The sequence below is a fragment of the Streptomyces sp. NPDC002176 genome (genome assembly GCF_044903645.1).
Classification (GTDB): Bacteria; Actinomycetota; Actinomycetes; order Streptomycetales; family Streptomycetaceae; genus Streptomyces.
Genome location: NZ_JBJDQW010000005.1, coordinates 95,719 through 110,773, shown reverse-complemented (window position 1 = coordinate 110,773; position 15,055 = coordinate 95,719). Strand labels below are relative to the sequence as shown.

Genomic DNA, 15,055 nt, shown 5'->3' with positions numbered 1-15,055 from the left:
TCAGGCGGGGGTCGCCACGCTCTCGCCGAGCACGAAACCGGGGTCGACCTGCGCCGCCAGGTCGGTCCCGGTGCGCTCGTTGCCCCACGACTGGGCGTTGCGCAGGTGGAAGTGGACCATCTGACGGGTGTACCGCTCCCAGTCGCGCAGCCCGTACGTCGCGTCGGCGGCGGCCCGGAGCGTCTCCAGCGCGCGGACGTTGCCGTCCTCCAGGAGGCCGAAGCGCGGCGGGCGGCCCTTCTCCATGGCCCGCACCCAGTCCGAGTGCCCGACCGTCACCAGCAGGTCGTCCCCGACCTCCGCGCGCAGGAACTCGATGTCGTCCGGTCCCTGGACCTTGTTGCCGACGACCTTCAGCGTGACACCGAAGTCGCGGGCGTACTCCTTGTACTGGCGGTAGACGGAGACTCCCTTGCGGGTCGGCTCGGCGACGAGGAACGTCATGTCGAAGCGGGTGAACATGCCGGAGGCGAAGGAGTCGGAGCCCGCGGTCATGTCGACCACCACGTACTCGCCGGGGCCGTCGACGAGGTGGTTCAGGAACAGCTCCACCGCGCCGGTCTTGGAGTGGTAGCAGGCGACCCCCAGATCGGCGTCGGTGAAGGGGCCGGTGACCATCAGGCGGACGGTGCCGCCGTCGAGTTCCACCGGACGCGCGCAGGCGTCGTGGATCGCGTCGGGCTCGCCGATCCGGACCAGCCGCGAACCCGCGCCGGGCGGCGTGGTCTTGATCATCGTCTCGGCCGAGGCGATCCGCGGGTTGGAGCCGCGCAGATGGTCCTTGATCAGCGGCAGCCGGTCGCCCATGGCGGGCAGCGCCGCCGCCTCGGCCTCGTCGAGCCCGAGGGCGGGTCCGAGGTGCTGGTTGATGTCGGCGTCGATGGCGACCACCGGGGCTCCGGCGGCCGCGAGATGGCGGATGAAGAGGGAAGAGAGCGTGGTCTTGCCGCTGCCGCCCTTCCCGACGAAAGCAATTTTCATGTTCACGAAGCGTAGTGATCGAGTAGCTGTGTGTGCCAGGAAGCGGGAGAAGGTCACTCCTTCGAGGGGTGTGAGGGCCGAAGAAGGGGTGCCGGTCACCCCGTGGGGCGGGCGCGTAGGGTCGACCTCATGAGTACGACAGGAGCGACCGCAGATCCCCTTGCGGCCCTGGGCTCACTGCCCGGCGTGGCCGACTCCGTGGAATCCGTGCGCAAGGCCGTGGACCGGGTCTACGGGCACCGGATCATGCGCCGTCGCAGCAACGCGATCACCTCCGAGGCGGCCCTGCGCGGCGCCCGCGGCTCGGCGGCGCTGTCCGGCGCCGACTGGGCCCTGGAGGAGGTGCGGCGACGCACCGACTTCAGCACCGGCGCCGAGGCGCAGGTCATGGGCGCCGCCCTCCGGCTCACCGCCGAGGCCGGGCAGCTGCTGTCCATCTGGCGGCAGTCCCCGCTGCGGGTGCTGGCCCGGCTGCACATGGTGGCCGCCGCGAGCGACGGCGACGAGGTCGGCCGCCCGCGCCGCGCGGGCGAACTCGCCGACGAACCCCTCATCGAGCTGCCCCTGCCGGACGCCCCGGAGGTCGCCGGGCGCCTGGACGGCCTCGCGGAACTGGTCATCGCCGGGTCCTCCGCGCCCGCGCTGGTGACGGCCGCCGTGGTGCACGGCGAACTCCTCGCGCTGCGCCCCTTCACCTCCCACAACGGGCTGGTGGCGCGCGCGGCCGAGCGGATCGTCCTGATCGGCAGCGGTCTGGACCCGAAGTCGGTCTGTCCGGCCGAGGTGGGCCACGCGGACCTGGGCCGCGCCTCCTACCTCGCCGCGCTCGACGGCTATGTCTCCGGCTCCCCCGCGGGCATGGCGGCCTGGATCGCCCACTGCGGCCGGGCGGTCGAGCTGGGGGCGCGCGAGTCGACGGCGGTGTGCGAGGCGCTCCAGCGCGGAGCGGCCTGACCGGTCATACGAAAGGCCCCCTCGAAAGGGGGCCCGAACAGGGTTGCGGCGGTACGAGTTCTCGTACCGCCGCTGGCATGTCCACCTGGTTACCAAGCGTCCTCTTATGTTGCTCATCAGGTCGGGTTCTTTGCCCGGCCCTGGTGAAGCAGGCCCGTAATCGACGGTCCGACGTCGCGTGGGTGCCCTGTGTCCATGCAAGGTCTTCGGGGCCGCATGCGTAGTAGGAGGGAATCCTCTCGGATGTCCTTGGTCCCGCAGGCCGTTGATTCCTTTGTACTGCAAGCGCGGAGCAAGCGGAACCCCTGCCCACACTTCTTTACTTTTGCCTTCAAACAGGGGTGAATCGGGCGGCGGGCTGATCGGGCGGGGGCGAACTGGTCAGGCGCTCGTGCCCCGGCGCTTGCTGGCGTACCAGACGAGGCCGGCGGTCGCGGCCGCCGCGCCCAGCGCCGCCACCGCGACGACCGCCGGGCTGGGCGCGGACAGGGCGGGCAGACGCTGCTTCAGTCGGACCGGCTTGCGGAACTCCAGGACCTGCCAGCCACGGGAGACGGCCTCCCGGCGCAGCGCGCGGTCGGGGTTCACCGCGTGCGGGTGGCCGACGGCCTGGAGCATCGGCAGATCGGTGGCCGAGTCGCTGTAGGCGTAGCTCCGGTCGAGGTCGTATCCCTCGGAGGCGGCCAGCTCCCGGATCGCCTCGGCCTTGGTGGGGCCGTAGGCGTAGTACTCCACCTCGCCGGTGAAGCAGCCGTCCTCGCCGACCACCAGGCGGGTGGCCACGACGCGGTCCGCGCCGAGCAGCTCGCCGATCGGCACCACCACCTCGGCGCCCGACGTGGACACGATCACGACGTCACGGCCCGCGGTGTGGTGCTCCTCGATCAGGGAGGCGGCCTCGTCGTAGATGATCGGGTCGATCAGGTCGTGCAGGGTCTCGGCCACGATCTCTCTGACCTGCCGCACGTTCCAGCCCTTGCAGAGCGCGGAGAGGTACTCCCGCATGCGCTCCATCTGGTCATGGTCCATACCGCCGACCAGGAAGACGAACTGGGCATATGCGGTGCGCAAGGCCGCTCTGCGGTTGATCAGACCGCCTTGGTAGAAGGACTTGCTGAAGGTGAGTGTGCTGGACTTCGCAATGACCGTCTTGTCCAGGTCGAAGAAGGCCGCTGCGCGGGGCAAGGAGTGGTTTTCCACATCCCTGAGCATAGGCGCCCACCATTCGGCGTAAGGTCTGGCGTGTGGGTTTGCCTGAGAGGCCCTTCGGGTACACCATGGAAGTCACGGATCGTTCGCGACCGTGCTAACCCCGGTCCGACTCCTCCCCCCCCGAGTCGGCCGTGGGGACGACCCCCGCTCTCCCCCCCGGCGGGGGTCGTCGCATGTCCGGACGCGTTTTCCCTCTCCTTCAGCCGGTCTGAGACCGGTACCGGGCGGCTGCGGCCGCCCTTTCGTCATGCCCACGATTGATTACGTACGGTAATCATCAGAGTGCGCTCGGGAACTCGTACACAGTCAGTACGGGCGTCACCGGTATGGGTGACGAAGTTATTCACAGGCGCTCCGCCGTCCACAGATTTTGACCAAGATCCACACGATTTCGCGGATCGCCGCATCGTGATTCCAGCGCTCCTGATCCGGGTCCGTTCATGGCCGGATCGCATTGCCGAGCGTGTTTGGCCGGTTCCTGTCGGCCGTTCAAATGGAGGCCGTTACGGGTTCTCCACATCTTCGGGAATCGCGTGGCCGAGAGGGCGGCGCGGAAGACGCAGTGAAGGGGGAACACCATGACCGGAACCGTCGCGCACGATCCACCACCGGCCACGGCCGGACGACCGGGACGGCCGCTCATCGTCACCGAGGACGCGGCGATCCTCGACGATCTGCTGCGCCTGTGCGCGGCGGCGGGCGCCACGCCGGAGGTCCACCACGGCGTCCCGGACCACGGCGGGGGATGGGACGGCGCGCCCCTCGTCCTGGTCGGCGACGACGCCGCCCGCCGGGTGCGCGGCGCCGCCCGGCGGCGCGGAGTGGTGCTGGTCGGCCGTGACCAGGACGACCCGGACGTATGGAAACGCGCGGTCGAGATCGGTGCCGACCATGTGCTGATGCTGCCCGACGGCGAGCAGTGGCTCATCGACCGCATCGCCGACGTGGCCGAGGGCGTCGGCCGCCCCGCCCTCACGGTCGGCGTCATCGGCGGCCGGGGCGGCGCCGGAGCCTCCACCCTCGCCTGCGCCCTCGCCGTCACCTCCGCCCACCAGGGCCTGCGCACCCTGCTGGTGGACGCCGACCCACTGGGCGGCGGACTCGACGTGCTCCTCGGCGGCGAGACCGCGGAAGGACTGCGCTGGCCCGCCTTCGCCGCCTCGCGCGGCCGGGTCGGCGGCGGCGCCCTGGAGGAGTCGCTGCCCGAGCTGCACGCGCTGCGTGTGCTCAGCTGGGACCGGGGCGACTGCGTGGCCGTACCGCCCCAGGCCGTCCGCGCGGTGCTCGCCGCCGCCCGACGGCGCGGCGGCACGGTGGTCGTCGACCTCCCGCGCCGCCTCGACGACGGCGTCGCGGAGGCCCTCGCCCAGCTGGACATGGCGGTGCTCGTCGTACCGGCGGAGCTGCGCGCCCTGGCGGCCGCCGGCCGGGTCGCGTCCGCCGTGGGCATGGTCGTGCGGGACCTGCGGGTCGCGGTCAGAGGGCCGTACGCGCCGGGTCTCGACGAGGACGAGGTGGCCCGGCTGCTCGGGCTGCCGCTGATCGGCACCGTGCCCGTCGAGCCCGCGCTGCTGCGGCCCCGCGGCACGGCCAGACCGCCCGGCGCGGCCGGACGCGGCCCGCTGTCCCGGTTCTGCACCGCCTTCTGGGAGCAGGCGCTGCCCGAGTCGGGAGGCCCCCGATGACGCTTCCCGGACTCGACCGGGCCGACGGCGCGGCCCTCCTCGACGGCGTCCGGCGCAGGCTCGCCGAGAGCGGCGCCGAACCCACCCCCGCGCGCGTCGCGCAGGCCCTGCGCGAACAGGGCCGGGTGCTGGGCGACGCCGAGGTGCTCGGCGCGGCGGAACACCTGCGCTCCGAACTCGTCGGCTCCGGCCCGCTGGAACCACTGCTGGCCGACCCGAGCGTCACCGACGTGCTGGTCACCGCGCCGGACCGGGTCTGGGTGGACCGGGGCGGCGGCCTGGAGCTGACCCGGATCACCTTCCCCGACGCCCCGGCGGTCCGACGGCTCGCGCAGCGGCTGGCCGCCGTCGCCGGACGCCGCCTGGACGACGCGCGGCCCTGGGCGGACGCCCGCCTCCCCGACGGGACCCGGCTGCACGCGGTGCTGCCCCCGGTGGCGGTCGGCTGCACCTGCCTGTCCCTGCGCGTGGTCCGGCCCCGCGCGTTCACCCTCGGCGAGCTGGCCCACGCGGGCACGCTCCCGCCTGGCGGTGAGGGGCTGCTGCGGGCGCTGGTGGGGGCCCGGCTGTCTTTTCTCATCAGCGGCGGCACCGGCAGCGGCAAGACGACGTTGCTGAGCGCGCTGCTCGGGCTGGTCGGTCCTGGGGAACGGATCGTGCTGGCCGAGGACTCGGCCGAGCTGCGCCCGGACCACCCGCATGTCGTCCGGCTGGAGACGCGGCCCGCCAACCAGGAGGGCGCCGGGCTGGTCACGCTGGAGGACCTGGTTCGGCAGGCGTTGCGGATGCGGCCCGACCGGCTGGTCGTCGGGGAGGTGCGCGGCCCCGAGGTGGTGCATCTGCTGGCCGCGCTCAACACCGGCCACGAGGGCGGCTGCGGCACCGTGCACGCCAACGCGGCCGCCGACGTACCGGCCCGGCTGGAGGCGCTGGGGACGGCGGCCGGGCTCGACCGGGCCGCGCTGCACAGCCAGTTGGCGGCGGCGCTGTCGGTGGTGATCCACCTGGCGCGGGACCGCGCCGGGCGGCGCCGGATCGCGGAGATCCATGTGCTGGAGCGGGACACCTCGGGGCTGGTGCGGACGGTACCGGCCCTGCGCTGGGGCGAGCGGGCCTTCGTGCCGGAGCGCGGCTGGGAGCGGCTGCGGGCACTGCTCGACGGGGCGGGAAGCGAGAGGGGGAGCGATGGCTGACGTCGGCATGGGAGAGACGGTGACGGGCGCGGGGCTGGCCTGCGCCGGGGGCGTGGCCTGGCTGCTGAACGCACGGCACCAGGGGGTCAGGCGGACGAGGCTGCTGTTCGCGGCCGACGGAGTGGTGGACACCGGGCCGACGCCCTGGGAACGGCTCCTCGGTGAACTGCGGCGGCTGCACGGCCGGGTGGGCGCCGAGTGGTGGTCGTTGGCGGCGGGGCTGGTGCTGGCGGCGGCCGGGGCCTCGGTCATCCCGGTGGTCGCGGGGGCCGCCGGGGTGCCGGTGCTGCGCCGGGTGACGAAGGCCCGGCGGGCCCGGCTGGTGAAAGAACGCCGGGCGGACGCGGTGATCGCCCTGTGCGGGGTGCTCGCCGGTGAGGTCCGTGCCGGGCAGCAACCGGGCGAGGCACTGCTGCGAGCGGAACGGGACTCCGGGGGTCTGGGCGAGGCGCAGGCGGCCGTGATCGCCGCGGCCCGGTTCGGCGGTGATGTGCCGGGGGCGCTCGCCGTGGCGGCCCGGCAACCGGGCGCCGAGGGGCTGCTGGGGCTGGCCGCCTGCTGGCGGGTGGCGGTGGACCAGGGCGCGGGACTGGCCGCGGGTCTCGGTCGCCTGGACGGTGCCCTGCGCGCGGAGCGGGACCAACGTGCCGATCTACGCGCCCAGTTGTCCGGCGCCCGCGCCACGGCCCTGCTGCTGGCGGTACTGCCCCTGCTCGGGCTGCTCCTCGGCGCGGCCATGGGCGCGGACCCGCTGCGGGTGCTCCTGCACACGGGGGCAGGGCTGGGGTGTCTGGTGGCGGGGGCGCTGTTCGAGGGCGCCGGGGTGTGGTGGGCGGCCCGGATCGTGCGGGGAGCTGAGGCGGCATGAGCGGCACTGTCGTCCACAGCCTGGGGGTGGCCCTGGCGGTGGCCGTTGCCCTCGGCTCGGTGGCCCGGTGGCTGGAGCTGGCTCGGCAGCGGCGCCTGGCACGGAAGCGGGTGGCGGGGCTGCTGGCCATGGAGCCACCCGGGACCGGCCGCTCCCTCGCGGTCCCGGCCATGGCCAGGCGGTGGCTGTCGGTGGCCGGGGTGGGATGCGGGGTGTGGGCGGTGGTCGGCGGGGCCGTCGGGGCGCTGGTGGGGATCGTGGCCGCCGTGGGGCTGTGGCGGTGGCAGCAGCGCCGGGTGGCGCCGTCGGCACCAGCGATCGACACGGCTGCGGTGGATCGTCAACTCCCGCTAGCCGCCGAGCTGCTGGCAGCCTGCATCGAGTCCGGTGCGAGTCCCGTCGTCGCCGCCCAAGCGGTGGGGGAGGCGCTCGGCGGCCCGGTCGGTGAGGCGCTGGCGCGGGGCGCGGCCGAGGCCCGGCTCGGTGGTGAACCGGCGGACGCCTGGGCCCGGTTGGCGGCGCTGCCCGGTGCCGGGGCGCTGGCCCGGCTGCTGGAGCGGGCCGACCGTTCCGGGCTCCCCGCGGCGGACCCGGTGGCCCGGCTCGCCTCGGACGCGCGGGCGGAGTCGATACGGGCGGCCACGGTCCGGGCCCGCCGGGCGGCCGTGCTGATCTCCGCACCGGTCGGACTCTGCTTCCTCCCCGCCTTCATCGCGGTCGGCGTCCTGCCCGTGGTGATCGGCCTCGCGGGCGGCGCGCTGGGAGGAGGCGGCCACTGACGGAGCGGACCGATGTGGACGAACGTGACAACCAAGCTGGACAGAAAGGGACTTGAGATGCGTGAGAAAGCGGGCAAGGCGTGGGTGCTGCTGCGGGAACGCTGCCGCAAGGACGCCGGAATGGTGACCTCCGAGTACGCGATGGGGATCATCGCGGCGGTCGGGTTCGCGTTGCTGCTCTACGAGGTCGTGACCAGCGGCCAGGTCAAGGCGGAACTCCAGGGCATCGTGAAACGAGCGCTCAGTGCGCGGATGTGAACGGGGCGCGGACCGGGGGTTCGTGACGGCGGAGGCGGCCGTGGTGCTGTCGGTGCTGGTGGCGTTCACCATGGCGCTGGTCTGGGGGCTGCTCGCCGTGGCCGCCCAGATCCAGTGCGTGGACGCCGCCCGTGCCGGGGCGCGGGCCGCCGCCCGCCAGGACCCGCCCGACGAGGTGGTCCGGCTGGCCCGTGAGGCGGCACCGAGCGGGGCGACGGTCGGCGTCGTCCGCGAGGGCGAGCGGGTGCGCGTCACGGTGGTGGCGAGGCCCCCGGTGCTGACCGGGCTGCCGTTCGAGGTACGGGAGGAGGCCGTGGCCGCCGCCGAGGAGGCGGTGGGAGCGGGGGAGGAGGGCCATGAGGTGCCGGAACAGTGATCGGGGGTCCGCCACCGTCTGGAGTCTCGGGGCCATCTCGCTGCTGTGTGTGGTGTTCGGCGCGGTGCTCGCTCTGGGACACGCCGTCGTCGTCCGGCACCGGGCGGCGGGCGCTGCCGATCTGGCGGCGCTCGCGGCGGCGGATCACTGGGCCGAGGGCGCGGAGGCCGCCTGCGCCGCGGGGCGCCGGGTGGCGTCGGCCCAGGGCGCGAGGCTGCTGCGGTGTGCGCTCGTCGGCGAGATCTCGGACGTGAGCGCGGGCTCGGGAGACGGGCCGTTCGCGGCGGAGGTGAGGGCCAGAGCGGGACCACCGGCCTCCGCGCCGCCTGGGCCTGCCCCCTAGCCCGCCTCATAGCGTGGCCCCTAGCCCGGTGCCTAGCACGGCTCCTAGCCAGGCTCCTCCACCGCCCCCGCATCCGGAACCGCCCCCGCCTCCTCCGGCGCCCCCCGCAACAGCGTCGTAAGAAGCCGCACCGCTCCCCGCTTGTGCAGGGGCTCGTTGCCGTTGCCGCACTTGGGGGACTGGACGCAGGAGGGGCAGCCGGCCTCGCACTCGCAGGCGGCGATGGCCTCGCGGGTGGCCGTCAGCCAGGCGCGGGCGGTGTGGAAGGCGCGCTCGGCGAAGCCCGCCCCGCCGGGGTGGCCGTCGTAGACGAAGACCGTGGGGAGCAGCGTGTCGGGGTGCAGCGGTACCGAGACCCCGCCGATGTCCCAGCGGTCGCAGGTGGCGAAGAGGGGCAGCATGCCGATCGAGGCGTGTTCGGCGGCGTGCAGGGCGCCGCCGAGGATCTCCGGGTTGATCCGGGCCTCGTCGAGCTGGTCCTCGGTGACCGTCCACCACACCGCGCGGGTACGGAGCGTACGCGGCGGGAGATCGAGTTTCGTCTCGCCCATCACCTCACCGGTGATCAGGCGTCTGCGCAGGAAGGAGACCACTTGGTTGGTGACCTCGACCGAGCCGAGGCACAGGCGGCCGGAGCCCCACGGGATCTCGGTGTCCGTCTCCAGGACGGCGATGGACGTGGTGTCGCGGGCGGCGGTCGAATACGGCGGGTCGGCCCGTTCGACCAGGGCGACGGAGTCCTTCAGGTCGAGCGAGCGCACCAGGTAGGTGCGGCCCTGGTGGAGGTGGACCGCGCCCTCGTGGACGGCGGAGTGCGCGGCCTCCGCGTCGACCGTGCCGAGCAGGCGCCCGGTGCCCTCCTCCACGATCTGCACCGGAGGCCCGCCGGTGCCCCGGATGTCGGTCAGGTCGGCGGCGCGCTCCCGGCGCGTCCAGTGCCAGGCCCGGGTACGGCGGCGCAGCAGCTTCGCGGCCTCCAGCTGGGCCAGCACATCGGCGCTGACCGGGCCGAAGAGGTCGAGGTCGGCCTCGGTCAGCGGGATCTCGGCGGCGGCGGCGCACAGGTGCGGGGCGAGGACGTAGGGGTTGTCCGGGTCGAGGACCGTGGACTCCACCGGGCGGTCGAACAGGGCCTCCGGGTGGTGGACGAGATACGTGTCCAGCGGGTCGTCGCGGGCCACCAGGACCGCCAGCGCGCCCTGCCCGGAGCGTCCGGCGCGGCCCGCCTGCTGCCACAGGGAGGCGCGGGTGCCCGGATACCCGGCGATCACCACCGCGTCCAGGCCGGAGATGTCCACGCCCAGCTCCAGGGCGGTCGTGGCGGCGAGGCCGAGGAGTTCGCCGGAGTGCAGGGCGCGTTCCAGGGCGCGGCGTTCCTCGGGGAGGTAGCCGCCGCGATAGGCGGCGACCCGCCGGACCAGCGAGCGGTCGACCTCGGCGAGCCGTTCCTGCGCGATGACCGAGATCAGCTCTGCCCCGCGCCGGGAGCGGACGAAGGCGACCGAGCGCACGCCCTGCACGGTGAGGTCGGTCAGCAGGTCGGCGGTCTCGGCGGTGGCGGTGCGGCGCACCGGGGCACCCTTCTCACCGTGCAGTTCGGTGAGCGGGGGCTCCCAGAGGGCGAAGACGAGTTCCCCGCGCGGAGAGGCGTCGTCGGCGACCTCGACCACCGGCAGCCCGGTCAGCCGCCGGGCGGCCACGGAGGGCTCGGCGGCCGTGGCGGAGGCCAGCAGGAAGACGGGCGACGCGCCGTAGCGGGCGCACAGTCTGCGCAGCCTGCGCAGCACCTGGGCGACATGCGAGCCGAACACGCCGCGGTAGGTGTGGCACTCGTCGATGACGACGTACTTGAGCGACTTCAGGAAGGAGGCCCAGCGGGGGTGGGAGGGCAGGATGCCCCGGTGCAGCATGTCCGGGTTGGTCAGCACGTAGTTGGCGTACTGCCGGACCCACTCGCGTTCCTCGAACGGGGTGTCGCCGTCGTAGACCGCGGGGCGCACCGCGTTGCCCAGCGGCGCGGCGAGTTCCCGCACCGCCCGGCACTGGTCGGCGGCCAGGGCCTTGGTGGGGGAGAGGTACAGGGCGGTGGCGCCACGCCCGTTCGGTGCCTCGGAGCCGTCCAGCAGGGCGGACAGCACCGGCATCAGATAGGCCAGGGACTTGCCGGAGGCGGTGCCGGTGGCGACGACCACCGAGTCGCCGTCCAGGGCGTGCTCGGCGGCGATCGCCTGGTGGGCCCAGGGATGCTCGATCCCGCGTTCCTGGACCGCCGCGATCACTTCGGCGCGAATCCGGTCCGGCCAGACGGCATGGCGGCCCGCACGCGGGGGCAAGTGCTCCGTATGAGTGATGCGCGCGGACCTGCTCGGACCGGAGGCGAGCCGGTGCAGAACCGTCTCCGGAGACGGGCGGGACGCCGGGTCCGGCTGGGGGTGATCGGGTCGGTGATTCTTGGCCATCGGCACCGAGTGTGTCACCGGCTTGACGGACAATGGAGCCAAGGCGTCGTGAACACCTGCCGGTAAGTGATTGAATGCCATCGCGGCTGGCGAAGTGTTCCAAGGGCCGTAAGCCGGGATGTCCCGAGGGATGACCGCTCGATAGCAAGGTGCTGGAGGATTCGTGGACCTGTCCCTGTCGACCCGTACCGTCGGCGATCGTACGGTCGTCGAGGTCGGTGGCGAAATCGATGTGTACACCGCGCCCAAGCTGCGCGAGCAGTTGGTCGAGCTGGTGAACGACGGCAATTTCCACCTCGTCGTCGACATGGAGGGCGTGGACTTCCTCGACTCCACCGGGCTCGGCGTGCTGGTCGGCGGCCTGAAGCGGGTGCGTGCCCATGAGGGTTCGCTCCGCCTGGTCTGCAACCAGGAGCGCATTCTGAAGATTTTCCGTATCACCGGCCTCACCAAGGTGTTCCCGATCCACACCTCGGTCGAGGAAGCGGTGGCGGCCACCGACTGATCAGGGTCGTTCGCCGGGTCCGGGCCGTCTGTGCGGTCCGGGCGCCGGTGGGCCCCGCCTCGGGTCCGTAGCGGTCCGGGGCGCACAAGTTTCATCGTGGGCGTGCGGTCTTTCGGCGGCCCCGGCCCCGCACCGCACACCCGTAGTACGCGAGGGGGATGCATGGCCACCGTCGAACTCCGCTTCAGCGCGCTGCCCGAGCACGTCCGGACCGCCCGTCTGGTGGCGGCCGCGGTGGCGCGCAGGGCCGGAGTGGACGAGGCCGTACTCGACGAGGTCCGCCTCGCCGTCGGAGAGGCGTGTTCCCGCGCGGTCGGGCTCCACCAGAGCGTCGGCATCACCGCGCCGGTGAAGGTGGCGCTGATCGAGGAGGAGAAGCTGTTCTCCATCGAGGTCGGCGACGAAGCCCCGCACGCCGTCCCCGCCGAGCGGGTGGCCGGGGGCGCGGCCGCCGACGCGGACGTGGAGGCCGAGGAGGACGAGATGGGCCTCGCGGTCATCAGCGGCCTCGTGGACGACGTCGAGGTCACCACCGGCGAGAACGGCGGGCTGATCCGCATGTCCTGGCCGACCGTCCCGCCGCCCGCCGTACTGATCTGAACCGCGCGCCGCGCGCGCAACCCATGCCTGACGAGGGGCCCTGTTCCGCAGGGCCCCTCGCGCTGTTCCGGCCACTTCCGGCCGAGTCGCCCAGGGCCCGGAATCCGTGCGGGAATTCACGACCGGAAACCCCCGCAGGTCGCGCGGCGAACCCGCGACCGTAAATGCCTCAGGGGTATTACTCCGTCCGGGTTCCGTGCTCTGGTCCTCCCCCCGATCGTTTGCTAAAGGGTAAGTGGCGGGCAATTCTGTTTACCGTGCCCGGTCGGGATCACGATCGAGTAGCTACAAGTCCGTCCACATCTTGAGCTCAGCCCAAGCGTCAAGGAGGACGAATGGCGGGGCTATCCATCCCTGGTCAGGCGGGTCATCCCGCATCCCTCGCGGCCGTGGTCCTGACCGACGGCAACCGCGTCCTGGTCGCCGTGATCGCGGCGGTCGCCCTGGCCGCGCTGGTGGTCGCGGGCGTCCTGGTGCGCCAGGTGCTGTCGGCGGGCGAGGGCACCGAACGCATGCGGGAGATCGCGGAGGCGGTCCAGGAAGGCGCCAAGGCTTATCTGGCCCGGCAGTTGCGCACCCTCGGCGTATTCGCGGTCCTCGTGTTCTTCCTGCTTCTGCTGCTTCCCGCGGACGACTGGAACCAGCGGGCCGGACGCTCGCTGTTCTTCCTGATCGGCGCGGTGTTCTCGGCGGCCACCGGCTATATCGGCATGTGGCTCGCCGTACGCAGCAATGTGCGCGTCGCCGCCGCCGCGCGGGAGGCGACTCCCGGTGACGGAGAACCCGAAAAGGATCTCACCGTCGTCTCGCACAAGGCGATGAAGATCGCATTTCGCACGGGCGGCGTCGTCGGCATGTTCACCGTGGGCCTCGGACTGCTCGGCGCCTCCTGCGTGGTGCTGGTCTACGCGGCCGACGCGCCCAAGGTGCTGGAGGGCTTCGGCCTGGGCGCCGCGCTGATCGCCATGTTCATGCGCGTGGGCGGCGGCATCTTCACCAAGGCCGCCGACGTCGGGGCCGACCTGGTCGGCAAGGTCGAGCAGGGCATCCCGGAGGACGACCCGCGCAACGCGGCGACCATCGCGGACAACGTGGGCGACAACGTCGGCGACTGCGCGGGCATGGCGGCCGACCTCTTCGAGTCGTACGCCGTCACCCTGGTGGCCGCGCTGATCCTCGGCAAGACCGCCTTCGGCGACGCCGGGCTCGCGTTCCCGCTGCTGGTGCCGGCCATCGGCGTGCTCACCGCGATGATCGGCATCTTCGCGGTCGCCCCGCGCCGCGCCGACCGCAGCGGGATGAGCGCCATCAACCGGGGCTTCTTCGTCTCCGCGGTGATCTCCCTCGTGCTGGTCGCCATCGCCGTCTACCTCTATCTGCCCGGCCGCTACTCCGAGCTGGCCGGTGTGACCGACGCGGCGATCCGCGGCAAGGACGGCGACCCGCGGGTGCTGGCGCTGGTCGCCGTGGCCATCGGCATCCTGCTCGCCGCCGTCATCCAGCAGCTGACCGGCTACTTCACCGAGACGAGCCGCCGCCCGGTCCGCGACGTCGGGCGGACCTCGCTCACCGGCCCCGCCACCGTCGTCCTCTCCGGCATCTCGCTGGGCCTGGAGTCGGCCGTCTACACCGCGCTGCTGATCGGCCTCGGCGTGTACGGGGCGTTCCTGCTCGGCGGCACCTCGATCATGCTGGCACTGTTCGCGGTGGCGCTCGCCGGGACCGGGCTGCTCACCACGGTCGGTGTGATCGTCGCCATGGACACCTTCGGCCCCGTCTCCGACAACGCGCAGGGCATCGCCGAGATGTCCTCGGACGTGCGGGGCGCGGGCGCCCAGGTGCTCACCGACCTGGACGCGGTCGGCAACACCACCAAGGCCATCACCAAGGGCATCGCCATCGCCACCGCCGTGCTCGCGGCCGCGGCGCTCTTCGGCTCGTACCGGGACGCGATCACCACCGGCGTCGCGGACGTGGGGGAGCGGCTCAGCGGGCCGGGCTCGCCGCTGACCCTGTCGATGGACATCTCCCAGCCCAACAACCTGGTCGGTCTCATCGCGGGCGCGGCCGTCGTGTTCCTCTTCTCCGGGCTCGCCATCAACGCGGTGTCGCGGTCGGCCGGTTCGGTGGTGTTCGAGGTGCGGCGCCAGTTCCGCGAGCGGCCGGGGATCATGGACTACACCGAGAAGCCCGAGTACGGCCGGGTCGTCGACATCTGCACCCGGGACGCCCTGCGCGAGCTGGCCACCCCTGGACTGCTCGCCGTGATGGCGCCGATCTTCATCGGGTTCACCCTCGGCGTCGGCGCCCTCGGTGCCTTCCTCGCCGGTGCGATCGGCGCGGGCACGCTGATGGCGGTGTTCCTGGCCAACTCCGGCGGCGCCTGGGACAACGCCAAGAAACTGGTCGAGGACGGCCACCACGGCGGTAAGGGCAGCGACGCCCACGCGGCCACCGTGATCGGCGACACGGTCGGCGACCCCTTCAAGGACACCGCGGGCCCCGCGATCAACCCGCTGCTGAAGGTGATGAACCTGGTCGCGCTGCTGATCGCGCCCGCCGTGATCAAGTTCTCCTACGGCGACCACAGCAGCATGCTCGTCCGCGTGCTGGTCGCGGTGTTCGCCCTGCTGGTGATCGTGGTCGCGGTGTACGTGTCCAAGCGGCGCGGGATCGCGGTGGGGGAAGAGGGGGACGAGGACGTCGGTGAGGTGTCCAACTCCACCCCTCCGGCGGTGGTTCCGTAAGCGGGGCTTTGCCGACGGGCGGGCGGACGGCGCGTGCTGACGCGCCGCCGCCCGCCCGCGTGTGTGGGGACACCCGGCACGGTCCCGTCGGCCGT

14 protein-coding genes are annotated in these 15,055 nt (G+C 72.9%); 11 read left to right on the top strand and 3 right to left on the bottom strand.

Annotated features, from left to right (window positions below; genetic code table 11):
* Complete coding sequence (locus ACI2LY_RS23295) at positions 1-981, bottom strand: ATP-binding protein (protein ID WP_404708858.1); 981 nt, start codon at positions 979-981, stop codon at positions 1-3.
* 129 nt (positions 982-1,110) lie between these two features.
* On the opposite strand from ACI2LY_RS23295, the gene ACI2LY_RS23290 reads away from it, so the two are divergent.
* Positions 1,111-1,935 carry an oxidoreductase gene (locus ACI2LY_RS23290; RefSeq protein ID WP_404708857.1) on the top strand — a complete coding sequence of 275 codons (825 nt, stop codon included), beginning with the start codon at positions 1,111-1,113 and terminating at the stop codon, positions 1,933-1,935.
* Positions 1,936-2,316: 381 nt separating this feature from the next.
* Here the strand turns inward: ACI2LY_RS23290 and ACI2LY_RS23285 are convergent, their stop codons facing one another.
* Positions 2,317-3,147, bottom strand: coding sequence for an HAD family hydrolase (locus ACI2LY_RS23285; RefSeq protein WP_404708856.1), 831 nt, complete (start codon positions 3,145-3,147; stop codon positions 2,317-2,319).
* Between the two features lie 578 nt (positions 3,148-3,725).
* On the opposite strand from ACI2LY_RS23285, the gene ssd reads away from it, so the two are divergent.
* Genes ssd through ACI2LY_RS23250 form a run of 7 tightly spaced genes read left to right on the top strand, consistent with a single transcriptional unit; the run spans position 3,726 to position 8,649 of the window.
* The gene (ssd, locus tag ACI2LY_RS23280; RefSeq protein ID WP_404708855.1) at positions 3,726-4,832 is read left to right on the top strand and encodes a septum site-determining protein Ssd; all 1,107 of its coding nucleotides are present in this window, start codon (positions 3,726-3,728) and stop codon (positions 4,830-4,832) included.
* A complete protein-coding gene (locus ACI2LY_RS23275; RefSeq protein WP_404708854.1) occupies positions 4,829-6,025 on the top strand; it encodes a TadA family conjugal transfer-associated ATPase in 1,197 nt (398 codons plus the stop codon). Before ssd ends, ACI2LY_RS23275 begins: the two co-directional genes overlap by 4 nt.
* Entirely contained in the window at positions 6,018-6,893 is an 876-nt protein-coding gene (locus ACI2LY_RS23270) for a type II secretion system F family protein (RefSeq protein ID WP_404708853.1), read from the top strand. The genes ACI2LY_RS23275 and ACI2LY_RS23270 overlap by 8 nt, the downstream gene beginning before the upstream one ends.
* Positions 6,890-7,672 (top strand): type II secretion system F family protein, encoded by a 783-nt coding sequence (locus ACI2LY_RS23265; RefSeq protein ID WP_404708852.1) that lies wholly within the window; start codon positions 6,890-6,892, stop codon positions 7,670-7,672. The genes ACI2LY_RS23270 and ACI2LY_RS23265 overlap by 4 nt, the downstream gene beginning before the upstream one ends.
* A gap of 57 nt (positions 7,673-7,729) precedes the next feature.
* A complete protein-coding gene (locus ACI2LY_RS23260; protein ID WP_404708851.1) occupies positions 7,730-7,930 on the top strand; it encodes a DUF4244 domain-containing protein in 201 nt (66 codons plus the stop codon).
* Positions 7,917-8,306, top strand: a complete 390-nt coding sequence (locus ACI2LY_RS23255) for a TadE family type IV pilus minor pilin (protein ID WP_404708850.1) — start codon at positions 7,917-7,919, stop codon at positions 8,304-8,306. Before ACI2LY_RS23260 ends, ACI2LY_RS23255 begins: the two co-directional genes overlap by 14 nt.
* A complete protein-coding gene (locus ACI2LY_RS23250) occupies positions 8,287-8,649 on the top strand; it encodes an Rv3654c family TadE-like protein (RefSeq protein ID WP_404708849.1) in 363 nt (120 codons plus the stop codon). The genes ACI2LY_RS23255 and ACI2LY_RS23250 overlap by 20 nt, the downstream gene beginning before the upstream one ends.
* 44 nt (positions 8,650-8,693) lie before the next feature.
* Here ACI2LY_RS23250 and ACI2LY_RS23245 read toward each other — a convergent pair whose 3' ends face one another.
* On the bottom strand, positions 8,694-11,189 hold the full coding sequence (locus tag ACI2LY_RS23245; RefSeq protein ID WP_404708848.1) for a DEAD/DEAH box helicase: 2,496 nt from the start codon (positions 11,187-11,189) through the stop codon (positions 8,694-8,696).
* 82 nt (positions 11,190-11,271) lie between these two features.
* Between ACI2LY_RS23245 and bldG the strand changes: the two genes are divergently transcribed.
* The 3 genes from bldG to ACI2LY_RS23230 all read left to right on the top strand — a co-directional run bounded on the left by bldG (position 11,272) and on the right by ACI2LY_RS23230 (position 14,960).
* Positions 11,272-11,613 carry an anti-sigma factor antagonist BldG gene (gene bldG / locus ACI2LY_RS23240; RefSeq protein WP_010986038.1) on the top strand — a complete coding sequence of 114 codons (342 nt, stop codon included), beginning with the start codon at positions 11,272-11,274 and terminating at the stop codon, positions 11,611-11,613.
* 162 nt (positions 11,614-11,775) lie between these two features.
* Positions 11,776-12,213 carry an ATP-binding protein gene (locus ACI2LY_RS23235; protein WP_389004283.1) on the top strand — a complete coding sequence of 146 codons (438 nt, stop codon included), beginning with the start codon at positions 11,776-11,778 and terminating at the stop codon, positions 12,211-12,213.
* A gap of 335 nt (positions 12,214-12,548) precedes the next feature.
* Positions 12,549-14,960 (top strand): sodium-translocating pyrophosphatase, encoded by a 2,412-nt coding sequence (locus ACI2LY_RS23230; protein ID WP_404708847.1) that lies wholly within the window; start codon positions 12,549-12,551, stop codon positions 14,958-14,960.
* Positions 14,961-15,055: the final 95 nt, after the last annotated feature.

Excerpts from the sequence above, each read along its gene's own strand:
- ACI2LY_RS23295 (WP_404708858.1), bottom strand. The coding sequence starts at position 981 with ATGAAAATTGCTTTCGTCGGGAAGGGCGGCAGCGGCAAGACCACGCTC.
- ACI2LY_RS23290 (WP_404708857.1), top strand. The coding sequence starts at position 1,111 with ATGAGTACGACAGGAGCGACCGCAGATCCCCTTGCGGCCCTGGGCTCA.
- ACI2LY_RS23285 (WP_404708856.1), bottom strand. The coding sequence starts at position 3,147 with ATGCTCAGGGATGTGGAAAACCACTCCTTGCCCCGCGCAGCGGCCTTC.
- ssd (WP_404708855.1), top strand. The coding sequence starts at position 3,726 with ATGACCGGAACCGTCGCGCACGATCCACCACCGGCCACGGCCGGACGA.
- ACI2LY_RS23275 (WP_404708854.1), top strand. The coding sequence starts at position 4,829 with ATGACGCTTCCCGGACTCGACCGGGCCGACGGCGCGGCCCTCCTCGAC.
- ACI2LY_RS23270 (WP_404708853.1), top strand. The coding sequence starts at position 6,018 with ATGGCTGACGTCGGCATGGGAGAGACGGTGACGGGCGCGGGGCTGGCC.
- ACI2LY_RS23265 (WP_404708852.1), top strand. The coding sequence starts at position 6,890 with ATGAGCGGCACTGTCGTCCACAGCCTGGGGGTGGCCCTGGCGGTGGCC.
- ACI2LY_RS23260 (WP_404708851.1), top strand. The coding sequence starts at position 7,730 with ATGCGTGAGAAAGCGGGCAAGGCGTGGGTGCTGCTGCGGGAACGCTGC.
- ACI2LY_RS23250 (WP_404708849.1), top strand. The coding sequence starts at position 8,287 with ATGAGGTGCCGGAACAGTGATCGGGGGTCCGCCACCGTCTGGAGTCTC.
- ACI2LY_RS23245 (WP_404708848.1), bottom strand. The coding sequence starts at position 11,189 with ATGGCATTCAATCACTTACCGGCAGGTGTTCACGACGCCTTGGCTCCA.
- ACI2LY_RS23235 (WP_389004283.1), top strand. The coding sequence starts at position 11,776 with ATGGCCACCGTCGAACTCCGCTTCAGCGCGCTGCCCGAGCACGTCCGG.
- ACI2LY_RS23230 (WP_404708847.1), top strand. The coding sequence starts at position 12,549 with ATGGCGGGGCTATCCATCCCTGGTCAGGCGGGTCATCCCGCATCCCTC.